This window comes from uncultured Veillonella sp., assembly GCF_915069625.1.
Taxonomy (GTDB): Bacteria; Bacillota; Negativicutes; order Veillonellales; family Veillonellaceae; genus Veillonella.
Window position 1 is genome coordinate 1 of the sequence record NZ_CAJZFD010000041.1, and the last position, 13,620, is coordinate 13,620.

A 13,620-nucleotide genomic window follows, 5' to 3' on the forward strand; every position below is an offset into this window, starting at 1 on the left:
AAATTACATCTTCATAATTACGATCCAATACTTTCCAATCAAATTTGCTCATGGACTTAACCTTTCTTCTGTAAAAAATCTAACACCGCTTGTTCAAATATTTGCGGTTTTTCTATATGCACATTATGCCCCGCCCCTTCGACGATGACATGCTTAAAGTTTGGCAACTTGCCAAATACATCTCTTCCTATTGTAGTATATTTTGTATCTAATGCGCCACTCACATATAAACCTTCAACAGAGAATTTTTCTAATCTATCTCCTACATAAGGCATGACACCCTGTCCCGAGCCACGCAATGTACATGCTAAGGCGTACGTACTATTATTGGAACGACGTAGATAGATTAATTCCTCTACGCCCTCTGAAAGTTGTTTTTGACTTTTAAAAATAGGAACCTCTGCCCAACGCGAGGCAAACCACTCACCATCATGATTTTCGATTTGAACTGCTAAGTCTTCATCAGCCTTACGACGTTCTGCTCGCTCATCATCAGAAACGATACCTACAGAGCCACTTTCAAGAATAAGCCCTTTGATTTCACTTTCATATTCCAAAGCATAAGAAAGGGCAATGCGGGCCCCCATGGAATAACCCATGAGGTAATAGCTGTCGCCAACCATATGATAAATAACCGTATGCAAGTCCTCTATCATTCGAGGAATCGTGTAAGCCTGTTCCTCAGTAGGAATATCTGAATCACCATGACCAATCAAATCGATACGGACCACGCGATAGCCGGGAAGATTAATAGCATCCCAAGTGTAGCTAGATTCAGAGAAACCGTGGAGACACACGATAGGTTCCCCATCGCCAACTATAGTCAAACCGTAGCGGTATTCCCCTAAGTCAAAGTACATGCGCTGAGCTGGATTACACAAAGCATTATCTACAATACTGCAAAAATACTGACTCATAGTAATGCCTCCATATCAACTGAAACCTTCGTATATTTCTTATGCAATTCTCTGCTATATTCCCTATTTGTAGGAATTTCAATGATATGAACGCCTGTTTCTTGGCTAACATTAGCCAATACAGAACTCAATTCATCGGGACTGGAGATTTTAGTATAGCCACAACCATAGAGTGTTGCAGCCCCACTATAATCTAAACCTTGTGACGTAGAGAACAAGTAGTCAAAATGCTTTGTCCCCTTTTGAGGTAAGTATTCAAAAATACCGCCGCCATCATTATTATGCAAAATAATAGTTAAGTTTAAATTATGGGTTTTCGCTATCGCCAAGCCATTCAAATCATGGAACAAGGATAAATCCCCCGTTACTAGATATGTAGGTTTACCATTTGTTGCTAGTCCTAGAGCCGTTGAAATAGTGCCATCAATGCCATTGACACCTCGGTTGCCGTAAAGAACCGCCTTAGATTCCCCACTGAACCAGAAGTAATCAAAATCGCGAATCGTCATACTATTGGCAACAAAAATTTGTCCATCTTCTGGGATGTGTTCTTGTAACTCACGTATGGTTCGGCCTTCAAAACAATGAAGCTCATCGATAGCTGTACTTAGTTGCTTTTTACCCTCTTGATCTAGCCGTTGCCATATTTTTAAGTACGTATCAGAGCTATTATTTTTGCCATATAAATGGGTAAATACATCAATGCTAGCTTGCATTTGTATCGTAGTTTTACCTGTTGGATTCACAGAGTCCATTGTAGGGTTAACCTCAATGTACTCCACATCAGTCCAACTAGCGATCATCTGTTGTACACGCTTAGATACAACAATTTGACCAAACTGAATTACACAGTCTGGTTTTAACTCATGCCAAAGAGCTTGCCCTGCTAACAACGCATCATACGTAGAGATAACAACATTACTAGAATCGACACACTCCTTATTGCATTGATTACCTACCGAGTTATAACGTCGTCTTACATTAGACAACGGATCAGCCAAAATAGGGGCTTGTAAAGCCGCCCCAAAGGAACGAATCGTATTAGCTTCCTCTATATCGATCTGTGGGCCTGCTAGGATAAGGATACGCTCATATCTTTCAAGTAAATCATTAATCTCGTTTGTACCATTATTTCCATGAGCAATATCAATATCATTGTTGAGATGGGCCAAATTATTTCTATTATCACAGCCAAACACACCTCTATAGTTTGGCTTAACCACTTTAAAGGAACTGCGACCAGCCTCAAAATGGTTACGGCTCAATTCCGGCACCAATGGTTCAAAGAGAGGCACATTAATATGGACCGGCCCTTTTTTAGTATCCATCGATTTCATATACGCTTTACGCGCTACTTGGCGAGGATATGTATAGTAATGAGATTCTTGAGGTACAGCTAATTCTTCATAGTAGTTTACAGCAGTACCAAAGATTTTATGTTGATCTACAGTCTGAGGAGCCCCTACATGCAATAATGTATGAGGTCTATCAGCAGATAGTACAATGAGCGGTACCCCGCTATATTGAGCTTCCAAAACAGCTGGCAAATAATGGGCCACAGCCGAACCTGAAGTACATACGAGTACAGTTGGTTCCTTATGAGCCTTTGCAATGCCAAGAGCCATAAAACTAGCAGAACGCTCATCTATATTCATATAGGTTTCAAATCCTTCATGCTCCTTGAACAGCATGGCCATCGTCGTAGAACGAGAACCAGGGCTAAACACCGCATGACGGACGCCGAGTTGGTAGAACTCGTCTACCAAGGCAGCAATATATTCATTCATTATATTCCCTTTCAAACACCCATAGAGGTACGGAAACAATTATAAGGCATCAAGAATGGTGCGCATTTTATTATTAGTTTCAGCGTATTCTTCATCCGCATCAGAATCAGCTACAACGCCACATCCTGCATAGGCATACAATACATTATCCATGATAAGAGCTGAGCGAATGGCAACTACAACGATGCCGTCCCCCATATCCTTCATAAAGCCAAAAGGCGCTGCGTACATACCGCGCTCATGGGATTCATACTCTTGTAATAAAGCCAGCGCCTTTTCTCTCGGTTCGCCTCCAAGAGCTGGTGTAGGATGTAGCAATCTAGCCCATTCCACAAGAGATTTTGTACTATCCTTTGCGGTAATTATGGTGCGCAAATGATAGAGGTGAGATAACTCCATAATGCCTATTTCTCCCACCATAACATCTGGAGTAATTTGTTTCATTGTATTCACGATACGGTCACGAACAATATTATGTTCTATAAGATTTTTCTCACTGGTTAGTAATTGCTCCTCAGTCCACGCATTAGGACCATCTTTTGGGGCTGTTCCAGCTAGTGCATAGCTAAGTATTTCACTGCCACGATGGCGGACTAAAATTTCTGGCGATGCCCCTACAAAGGTACGCCCATCCTTTTCATAGCCAAAGATAAAGCAATTGGGATTATTATCGACTAAATTAGCTAAAATACTTGCCACATTGTATGGTGTTTCACTAGTAAATTCTACCTCACGAGAAGAGACGACCTTAGTCATTTCACCGCGACTAATGCCATCGGCAATAGCATTCATCAAACGGTTCCAATCCGCCTTATCATCACTGGTTTCTTTGTAATTATGATGAACTCGAGGTACCTCATAATTCTTAATAGGTACGCTTTCACCAGCATGTAAATAGAAAGACTCCCCATTTTCTACGATGTAATAATGGGTAAAAGCAATCATTTCATGGCCCATATTAGACCATTTAGGGTCTTTTACAGTATCAAAAAAAGTATCCCCATAAAATACATAAGCGTAATTATGGCGATCGTCATCATCTTTAACCGTCGCTAGACGTTTAGCGCCCACAACGATGCGGTCACTTTGGCGATCCACCCAAAACACGCGTTCTTCATTGGGGAAATTCATCCAAAATGATACCGGACTATTCAGTTTTAACGATTCTTTGTTATATTTCATAGTTGTATGTCGCTATACGAAAAATAGACTATAGTAAAAACACCTAATATGTAGAAGATGTACTTCTACATATTAGGCGCCATCAATAGGTTTCAAAATTTTTGAGATGAGCCTAACGCCATCACACGTCGATGGGCCCTCTTTATATCTACATTATTATAACATAGGTAACCATTAAAAGGTAGAAAATAAAAACCTCTACACCACATGCGCTATGCATAAATGTAGAGGTTTTTATATTTTTGAAATGCTATTGTACTATTTTAAATACATGTTTACATAATTTAAAAGACCTTTAGTTTATTTGAAAGCTTTCGCCCCAATATCTGTACGGTACTGCATGCCCTCAAAATCAATGTGTTCTATACGGCCATAAGCTCTATCGAGCGCCGTTCTAAGGTCTTTACCAAGACCTACTACGCCAAGAACTCGGCCGCCATTGGTCACATACTCGTCTCCAACGAGTTTTGTACCAGAGTGGAATACGATGGTTATATCATGTTGTTTAATATCACCATGAATCACATCACCCTTGGAGGATGTTTCAGGATATCCTTTAGAAGCAAGAATGACACAAGCTGCCGAGGAGTCTTTCCATTTCACCATATCAGCTGTTAATGCACCTGTGGCACAAGCCATCATAATTTGACCTAAGTCACTATCGAGTAATGGCAATACTACTTGTGTTTCAGGATCGCCAAAGCGGGCATTAAATTCTACAACCTTAGGGCCTTGAGGTGTAATCATAAGACCTGCATAGAGACAGCCCAGATAAGGCATCCCCTCTTTCTCCATGGCAGCTACCATAGGTTCTAAAATTGTCTTCATCGCCTCATCTCGTAATGCATTAGTAAGTACTGGCGCTGGTGCATAGGTACCCATGCCACCAGTATTAGGACCTTTATCTCCATCAAAGATGCGTTTATGATCTTGGGAAGCAATCATAGGAACTACAGTCTTGCCATCTACAAAGGCAAGCAAGCTCGCTTCTTCACCTTCCATGAATTCTTCGATAACAACGGTACTACCAGCTTCTCCAAAGCGGTTTCCACTGAGCATATCTTCTACAGCCGCATTTGCTTCATCGATGGTCATAGCCACCACAACGCCCTTACCAGCCGCCAAGCCATCAGCTTTAACCACAATAGGAGCACCAGTTTGAGCGATAAATTCTTTTGCTTCATCTACCTTGTGAAACACACCATAAGCAGCCGTTGGGATATTGTATTTTTTCATTAAATCTTTGGCGAACACTTTGGATCCTTCTAGCTGAGCAGCTGCTTTGGATGGTCCAAACACAGGAATCCCCGCTTTATTAAGTGTATCTGCTAGTCCTGCTACAAGGGGAGCCTCTGGGCCAACAACGACTAAATCAACGTGATTATCTTTCAAAAAACGAATTAAATAATCGCTTTGCTGCCAATCAATGCCGACTAGCTCTGCACAATCTGACATGGCCGCACTGCCAGGAATGGCATATACCTTTGTTACGCTAGGGCTGATGGACAATCGCCATGCCAATGCATGTTCGCGGCCGCCGTTACCGATTACACATACTTTCATAAGTCCTCCATCGGCGCCTAAACGCCATCGAAACATCATATTTATGTAAACACTTATAGCCTCTATAATCATTATTACGCATCAATGATTAGATATGAGCTAGTGCTCAACCGTAAACTTCAATTATTATGCTAAACCAATTAATGTTTAAAGTGACGAATGCTTGTAAATACCATAGCAATGCCCGCTTCATCGGCAGCCTTGATAGATTCTTCATCTCGAATGGAGCCACCAGGTTGAATGATGGCTGCAATACCATGTTTTGCCGCTGTTTCTACAGTATCTCCAAACGGGAAGAAAGCATCAGATGCTAATACGGCCCCTTTAGCGGCTTCACCAGCTTGTTCAAGGGCAATTTTTGCAGACCCAACCCGGTTCATTTGTCCTGCCCCTACACCGAGTGTCCGTTTTTCGTTAGAAATTAAAATTGCATTGGATTTTACGTGTTTTACGAGCTTCCACGCAAATTCGAGAGCCTTCCATTGTTCCTCTGTGGGCTGTACCTTCGTAACCACTTTATAATTAGCCCGGTCTTCGAAAATATCATCTTCTGTTTGTACTAATAGGCCACCAGAAACCTTTTTCACTGTCACTTGGCCAGACTCAGGTTTAGATAACTCGATGAGTCGAATATTTTTCTTTGCTTCAAGGATGTCTAATGCTTCTTTTGTGAAAGCAGGTGCCATAATGACTTCTAAGAAAATTTTGCTCATTTCATCTGCCGTAGCAGCATCTACTTCACGGTTTAAAGCAACGATACCACCAAAGGCGGATACGGAGTCTGATTCGTAGGCATTTACATAAGCATCATGCAAGGTAGCTGCCGTCGCTGCGCCACATGGATTTGTATGCTTAATGATACATGCTGCAGGATCTGTGAACTCCCACACCATATTCCAAGCCGCTTCCATGTCTACGATGTTGTTATAGGAAAGCTCTTTGCCATGGAGTTGTTTCAAAGCCCCCATGCCATGAGCTGTACCGATTTCTTTGTAGAATGCCGCTTTTTGATGCGGATTTTCACCATAGCGAAGGTCTGTTACCTTTTCATAAGCACTTAAATATTCAGGTGGTGTAGGACCTTCATTTAAGATACCGCTCATATAGTTAGCAATGGCTACGTCATAAGCGGCAGTATGAGCAAAGGCTTCTTTCGCCAAACCAAAGCGATATTCTTTAGTCAACTCGCCATGTTCTTTAAGCATTGCTAAGATTTCATCATAATGATTTGGGTTTACAACGATGCCCACATACGCATGGTTTTTGGCAGCAGAGCGCACCATGGTAGGACCACCAATATCGATATTTTCAATAGCTTCCTCTACGGATACATTTGCTTTTGCAATGGTTTCACGGAATGGATAGAGATTGACTACCACAAGGTCGATTGGCTCAATACCATGATCCGCCATAGCTTGTTGATGCTCTGCATTATCGCGAATTGCCAAAATACCACCATGAACCTTGGGATGCAAGGTCTTAACGCGGCCGTCCATCATTTCAGGAAAGCCTGTCAAAGATTCAACCGCTTTTGCTGCAATGCCCGCATCAGTAATCGCCTTAAGCGTACCACCTGTTGAATAAATGGTTACACCTAGTTCAACTAAACCTTTTGCAAAGTCTACAATACCTGTTTTATTTGAAACACTAAGAAGTGCATTTTTAATCATGTAACCTCTCCCTTTGCTTTTTCATCAATCCTCAATATAAACGACTCTACCTTTTATGGTGAGCTTGTCTTCACAAAACAGCCGTAACGCCTCTTTATACGTTTTATGTTCGATAGGCAACAATCTATCGCTTAAAGTATCCTCAGTATCATCTGGCAATAGAGGCACTGTATTCTGCATAATGATAGGCCCCGTATCCATGCCTGCATCTACAAAATGTACAGTACACCCCGTTATCTTTACACCTGCATCAATGGCTTGTTGATGACCATGAAGTCCCGGAAAGGATGGCAATAATGCAGGATGGATATTTAAGATTTTATGCTCATACCGGTCAATAAGCTTAGGCCCTACTATGCGCATATAGCCAGCTAACACAATACCATCTATCTTATAAGGTTCTAAGGCATCTAGTTGAGCTTGTTCAAAACTAGCTTTTGAATCATAATCGCTACGGTCGATAACAATAAGCGGAATATTCCAAGATTTGGAACGTTCCACAATTCCTGCATTGCCGTGATCTGTAATGATTACAACAAATTCACCATTAATATAGCCTTCTTGCATGGCCTTATACAGAGCTTCCCCATTAGAACCACGACCACTGGCAAAGAGGGCTAACCGCTTTTTAGAATTACGCATCGAACTCAGCCCCTTTAAGGACAACAGGACCATCACCACTTACGATGCGGCCAATTTCGTATACTGCTTCACCACGGCTAGCAAGGCTCTCTTTAACCGGATCCACATCCTTTTGATCAACTATGAGTATCATGCCAATCCCCATGTTGAAAGTACGATACATTTCAGGCCAGGCAACATTGCCCCATTCTTGTAGTTTTGTAAATACAGGAAGTCGTGGCCATGTAGTAACATCTACCTCTGCAGTCACTCCCTTTGGCAATACGCGCGGAATGTTTTCATAGAAGCCACCACCTGTAATATGAACCATACCTTTTACAAGCTGTTGTTCAATTAATGGCAATACAGCTTTTGGATATAAACGAGTAGACGTCAATAATTCTTCACCTAAGGTTTTACCAAATTCAGGAATATCTGTATCAATAGACAACTGTTTGTGGTCAAATACGATTTTACGAACCAAGGAGAACCCATTGGAATGTACACCAGAAGATGGCAAGCCCAAAATGACATCACCAGCTTTGATACTTTCACCAGTAATCAATTTAGGGCGATCAACGATCCCTACTGCAAAGCCCGCTACATCGTAGTCATCATTATCATAAAAACCTGCCATTTCAGCAGTTTCTCCGCCCAACAAAGCGCATCCAGATTCTTCACAAGCCTCAGCTACACCGCGCACGATGTCTGCTACTTTCACAGGATCCAACTTGCCTACTGCAATATAATCTAGGAAAAATAGAGGCGTTGCCCCTTGCACAAGAATATCGTTAACACTCATAGCTACGCAGTCTTGACCAATAGTATCATGTTTATCCATCATGATAGCAAGACGCAATTTAGTACCTACCCCATCTGTACCAGATACGAGCATAGGGTCCGACATAGCATGACCAGCTAAAGAGTAGAGTCCCCCAAAACCACCTAAATCACCTACAACACCAGGTGTATAGGTGCGTTTTACGGATTCTTTCATCAATTCTACTGCGCGATTACCTGCATCGATATCAACGCCTGCATCGCGATAGGTTAAACTAGTTTTATTCGAGCACATATTTGACCCCTTCCTCTTGTTCCGCAGGAACCTCTACACTGTAATCACCATTAAAGCAAGCAAAACATAAGTCATTAGGCGCTATATCAGATACAGCACGACACAAGCCTTCACGAGATAAATAATGTAATTTGTCAGCATGAATATAATCTTTTATTTCATCTACTGTATGTGTGGCAGCAATTAGCTCTTTACGCACCGATGTATCAATACCATAGTGACAGGAATACTCAATTGTTGGTGAGCTTACACACATGTACACCTCTTTAGCGCCTGCTTCCTTTAGCATTTTAACGATAATACCACTCGTAGTGCCGCGTACGATAGAATCATCGATAAGGACAATCCGTTTGCCCCCTACTATGTGGGGCAGTGCATTAAGCTTCATACGAACAGCTAATTCCCGCTCCTCTTGATTTGGCTTGATAAAGGTACGACCGCTATATCGGTTTTTCACTAAGCCTTCTGCAAATGGTATGCCCGATGCACGAGCATAGCCTAATGCAGCAGTTGTGCCAGAATCAGGAATAGACATGACGATATCTGCATCGTATTTAGTTTCGTTATATAATTCACGCCCCATATTAAGACGAGATTGGTAAACCGATTGACCATCGATATGGCTATCGCCACGGGCAAAGTAGATATATTCAAAAACACAAAGCTTCTTATCGATTTTTTCTGGTTCTGCATAGATAACACTACGCACGCCTGAATCATCAATAATTACCATTTCGCCTGGATCGATGTGACGAATAAACTCAGCTTTTATAGCATCTAAGGCACAGCTTTCACTAGAAAGGACATAGCCATTAGCCGTTTTGCCTAAACAAAGAGGTCTAAAGCCTTTGGGATCACGGACACCTACCAAGGAGTCGTTCGTAGTAATAACAAGAGAAAAGGCTCCTTCAATTTGACGGGCTGCATCAGCAATGCGTTCCTCTTGAGTCTCAGCTTTAGAGCGAGCAATGAGGTTTACGATTACCTCAGAATCCATTGTCGTTTGGAAAATGGAACCATCCGCTTCAAGGCGTTTACGAATGGCTAAAGCATTCGTTAAATTACCGTTATGAGCTACCGCAATTTGACCGCCTTGGTAATGAATTACTAAAGGTTGAATATTGCGTGGATTATTGGACCCTGTTGTAGAGTACCGCACATGACCAGTCCCCATATGGCTTGGTAAGGATGGTAGTTCTTTAATGGCCTCAGTCAACAAGCCCATACCTTTTTTTAGTTCTACATCATGACCATCGGTAACGGCAATGCCCGCGCTTTCTTGACCACGGTGTTGGAGTGCAAAGAGGCCCCAATATACATAGCGTGCTACATCAACGGTTCTATCATAGACACCGAATACACCACACTCTTCATGCCATTTATCAAAAACAGGATCGTAGTTCATTGTGCCCCCTTAGGCGCGTTCGCCAGTAAGACGGAATAACATTTCCTTGTACGCTTCTTCAATATTACCAAGGTCTCGACGGAAACGGTCTTTGTCGAGTTTTTCACCTGTTGTAGCATCCCAGAAACGGCATGTATCAGGAGAGATTTCATCGCCTAATAATACTTCACCATTATGTGTACCAAATTCTAATTTGAAGTCTACGAGAGTTACATTTTTAGTAGCCAAGAATTTTTTCAAAATATCGTTTACTTTTAATGTAATAGTAGAGATTACATCAAGTTGTTCTTGAGTAGCCCAGCCAAGTGCTGTGATTTGGGATTCATTAGCAAATGGGTCACCTAATTCATCATTTTTGTAACAGAATTCAAGGATTGGATGTTTAAGAGGAGTACCTTCTTCAATGCCAAAGCGTTTAGCCATAGAACCAGCTGCAATATTACGAACGATGACTTCTAAAGGAATGATATCTAAAGTAAGTACTGTTTGATTACGATCATCTTCGCGACGAACGAAATGAGTTGGAACGCCTTCTTTTTTCAATAATTCAAAGAAGAAGGATGAGATTTTATTGTTCAATACGCCTTTGCCAAGGATGGTATCATGTTTCTCTCCGTTAAATGCAGTAGCATCATCTTTGTAATGAACGATGTACTCGTCTTTGTTATCTGTTTGATATACTTGTTTTGCTTTACCTTCGTACAATAATGTTAATGTTTCCAAGTCGATGTTAGCCATGATGTGTCTCCTTTTACTCTTATCTATTCAAAGATGTATAAATAATGATATAAACGATTCAAACGATTATAGTTTAATGGCACCTTGTAGTTCCGCATTATCTGCTAGGACTTTTTCAGCCATATCTTTACGATACTGTACATATCGGTCTTTCAATTCTTTGTTGAAAGCTGCTCCAATTTGTACTGCAAAGAGTGCTGCATTTTTAGCACCGTCTACAGCCATAGTTGCAACAGGCATGCCAGATGGCATTTGAACGATAGCAAGCAAGGAATCGATACCTTTTAACGCTGTTGCATTAAGAGGAATACCGATAATAGGCAATGTAGTGAAGCTAGCCACTACACCTGGTAAGTGGGCCGCTGCACCAGCACCAGCTATAAAAGCGATAGCCCCTTCATCTTCAAGGCGTGTAACAAAATCCTTTACAGCCTCTGGCGTACGATGTGCAGAAGCGATAACCATTTCATAAGGAATGTTAAATTCATCAAGTACGGCAGATGCCTTTTTCATTGTGTCTAGGTCAGACTTGCTGCCCATAATAATACCGACCTTCATAGATCCTCCTAATAAAAAAGCCCAGCCTAAACAGACTGGGTCAAATGCGCACAAATAGCCTCCGTAGACTTGCTTTGAGTTTGTTGATTTGCATAGTTCACGGTGCTACCTCCTTCTTGTACACAAATTGTAACACCTAATATTTACAAAATCAACACAATTTTCGAATATTATATAATTAATTATTTTTATCATTCGTTATATTCCGAACTATTCTAAAATTTTAATTTTAATTATATCGACTTTATTCAAATTAATTGATTACAAATTCCCTCTCAATTTGTACAAAAATATCCATGCAATAAACGTACTATTTCACACCATATATATGTTTTCCGGAAAAACAAAAGAGGGTGTTCTATCTGTAAAGATAGAATACCCTCTTTTGTTTAATTTCCGAACATTATGTCCATTAATCTATATTTGTTATTGATTAGTGAGCACCACTTTCAAAAGCAGCTTTCAACTCACCTACAGCTTCAGGTACATAATCTACAATAGAAGACATCAATGCATACATTAATGCAGGTTCAAACGCATCATCACCACACATATATACGCAGTCCAAATATAGACTAGAATCTTGTTCATCAATATATAGTTTATAGTTTTTGTATGTTGCATTGTCACGGTTAATCAAAGTATTCAAGGCATTCATATTTTGTGCCGTTACCTTTTCAGGGCCCAACACCAAACGAATAACACTGTAAATACTGTTATCAAGAATGACAAATAACGGCATATCCCACAACGGGGATTTAATATAGGAACGGTATACAACCATACCATCTTCATCATCAAAATCCTTACGTTCAAAGGATGTGATTTCTTCGTCTTTTAAAAACTTATCAAATAATAACGCTTTAGGATTCATAACAACCTCTATTAAGCTAAACCAGCTACTTTAAGAATGCCTTTATGTACAGCATCTAAGTGTGGTTGAACAACTTCAAGCAATAAATTAACTACTACTGTAGGATCAAACTGTTCTGTCAAACCAGGAACAGATACATCCATATAGATGTTATTGTCTTCATTGCTTACATAGTATTTAGATACTTTATAATCTTGATTCAATGTATTAAGTTCTTTTAACACAGCAGGAACCACTTTTTCATCAATAGATGTTGTTGTGATAGCTATACGAGCATAGGAGAATGCAGAATCATCCACAACGATGAATACAGGCAAGCTATGCTCATGAACATCCAAACGGCCGTGATAAACGACTGTATGAAGATCATCTGTCATTTCTTCCTTTGTAAACCAAGAGTTGCCCCCTTTGTTAAGGTCAGCAACGAGTAAGTCGAATTTTTCTGCTTTTTGATTCATAATTCCCTCTACAAATAATCAGACTATTAGTCTTCGATAAATACACAACCATTGTCTTTAAATTCTTTAATACGAACTAAAGACTCTACACGATAACCTGCATGTTCAAGGCGTTCGCGACCAGGCTGGAAGGATTTTTCGATAGCAATAGCCATACCTACCACTTCATCACCTGCGTCTTCTACCAATTTAGCAAGACCCATAGCCGCCTCACCAGATGCCAAGAAGTCATCGATGATTAACACTTTTTCACCAGCTGGCAAGAATTTTTTAGAAATAGTAATATCGTAGTTTTCTTCTTTTGTGTAGGAGTACACCACACTATGATATACATCGTCTACCATAAGAATAGATTTTTTCTTACGCGCAAATACCAATGGCACATCAAGTTCAAGAGCAGCCATCAATGCCAATGCAATACCAGATGCTTCAATAGTAACAATACGTTGTACCCCTGCATCACGATAACGATCAGCAATTTCTTTACCAATTGCTTTAAACAATTGTGGATCGATTTGATGATTTAAAAAACCATCGACTTTTAGCACGCGATTATTGAGGACAATTCCCTCTTCACGAATGCGTTGTTTTAATAATTCCATGTGCTCTTACCTCCGCAGTATAACTATCTTTAAATTTTAACGTAAATAACCCCTTAGGGTCAACCTATATCAAGTAAAAGCCTTAACAATATGACTAATACAATAACTATCAAAGAGACTTAAAAACTTTCAACTCTGAATTATAAAATTCAACAGGTTTATAACAATAT

Annotated in this window: 13 protein-coding genes; all 13 read right to left on the reverse strand. The window is 40.5% G+C overall.

Annotation, left to right across the window (positions count from 1 at the left end; genetic code table 11):
* Positions 1 to 56: 56 nt before the first annotated feature.
* Positions 57 to 917, reverse strand: a complete 861-nt coding sequence (menH, locus tag QZ548_RS03520; RefSeq protein ID WP_295868338.1) for a 2-succinyl-6-hydroxy-2,4-cyclohexadiene-1-carboxylate synthase — start codon at positions 915 to 917, stop codon at positions 57 to 59.
* A complete protein-coding gene (gene menD, locus QZ548_RS03525) occupies positions 914 to 2,704 on the reverse strand; it encodes a 2-succinyl-5-enolpyruvyl-6-hydroxy-3-cyclohexene-1-carboxylic-acid synthase (protein ID WP_295868342.1) in 1,791 nt (596 codons plus the stop codon). The genes menH and menD overlap by 4 nt, the downstream gene beginning before the upstream one ends.
* A 39-nt stretch (positions 2,705 to 2,743) precedes the next feature.
* Positions 2,744 to 3,886 carry an isochorismate synthase MenF gene (locus tag QZ548_RS03530; protein ID WP_295868345.1) on the reverse strand — a complete coding sequence of 381 codons (1,143 nt, stop codon included), beginning with the start codon at positions 3,884 to 3,886 and terminating at the stop codon, positions 2,744 to 2,746.
* 300 nt (positions 3,887 to 4,186) lie between these two features.
* Positions 4,187 to 5,449: a phosphoribosylamine--glycine ligase gene (gene purD, locus QZ548_RS03535; protein ID WP_295868348.1), complete on the reverse strand. Its 1,263-nt coding sequence runs from the start codon at positions 5,447 to 5,449 to the stop codon at positions 4,187 to 4,189.
* Between the two features lie 140 nt (positions 5,450 to 5,589).
* Complete coding sequence (purH, locus tag QZ548_RS03540; RefSeq protein ID WP_295868350.1) at positions 5,590 to 7,119, reverse strand: bifunctional phosphoribosylaminoimidazolecarboxamide formyltransferase/IMP cyclohydrolase; 1,530 nt, start codon at positions 7,117 to 7,119, stop codon at positions 5,590 to 5,592.
* A 24-nt stretch (positions 7,120 to 7,143) separates the two neighbouring features.
* Positions 7,144 to 7,761 (reverse strand): phosphoribosylglycinamide formyltransferase, encoded by a 618-nt coding sequence (purN, locus tag QZ548_RS03545; RefSeq protein WP_295868352.1) that lies wholly within the window; start codon positions 7,759 to 7,761, stop codon positions 7,144 to 7,146.
* Complete coding sequence (purM, locus tag QZ548_RS03550; protein WP_295868355.1) at positions 7,754 to 8,815, reverse strand: phosphoribosylformylglycinamidine cyclo-ligase; 1,062 nt, start codon at positions 8,813 to 8,815, stop codon at positions 7,754 to 7,756. Before purM ends, purN begins: the two co-directional genes overlap by 8 nt.
* Positions 8,802 to 10,220, reverse strand: a complete 1,419-nt coding sequence (gene purF / locus QZ548_RS03555) for an amidophosphoribosyltransferase (RefSeq protein WP_295868358.1) — start codon at positions 10,218 to 10,220, stop codon at positions 8,802 to 8,804. The genes purM and purF overlap by 14 nt, the downstream gene beginning before the upstream one ends.
* A 9-nt stretch (positions 10,221 to 10,229) precedes the next feature.
* On the reverse strand, positions 10,230 to 10,958 hold the full coding sequence (gene purC / locus QZ548_RS03560; protein WP_105090187.1) for a phosphoribosylaminoimidazolesuccinocarboxamide synthase: 729 nt from the start codon (positions 10,956 to 10,958) through the stop codon (positions 10,230 to 10,232).
* 66 nt (positions 10,959 to 11,024) lie between these two features.
* The gene (gene purE / locus QZ548_RS03565; RefSeq protein ID WP_295868362.1) at positions 11,025 to 11,516 is read right to left on the reverse strand and encodes a 5-(carboxyamino)imidazole ribonucleotide mutase; all 492 of its coding nucleotides are present in this window, start codon (positions 11,514 to 11,516) and stop codon (positions 11,025 to 11,027) included.
* A gap of 433 nt (positions 11,517 to 11,949) precedes the next feature.
* Positions 11,950 to 12,390, reverse strand: coding sequence for a hypothetical protein (locus tag QZ548_RS03570; RefSeq protein ID WP_295868366.1), 441 nt, complete (start codon positions 12,388 to 12,390; stop codon positions 11,950 to 11,952).
* An 11-nt stretch (positions 12,391 to 12,401) separates the two neighbouring features.
* Positions 12,402 to 12,848, reverse strand: a complete 447-nt coding sequence (locus QZ548_RS03575; RefSeq protein ID WP_295868368.1) for a hypothetical protein — start codon at positions 12,846 to 12,848, stop codon at positions 12,402 to 12,404.
* Between the two features lie 26 nt (positions 12,849 to 12,874).
* The gene (locus QZ548_RS03580) at positions 12,875 to 13,450 is read right to left on the reverse strand and encodes a xanthine phosphoribosyltransferase (RefSeq protein ID WP_105085269.1); all 576 of its coding nucleotides are present in this window, start codon (positions 13,448 to 13,450) and stop codon (positions 12,875 to 12,877) included.
* Positions 13,451 to 13,620 lie beyond the last annotated feature (170 nt).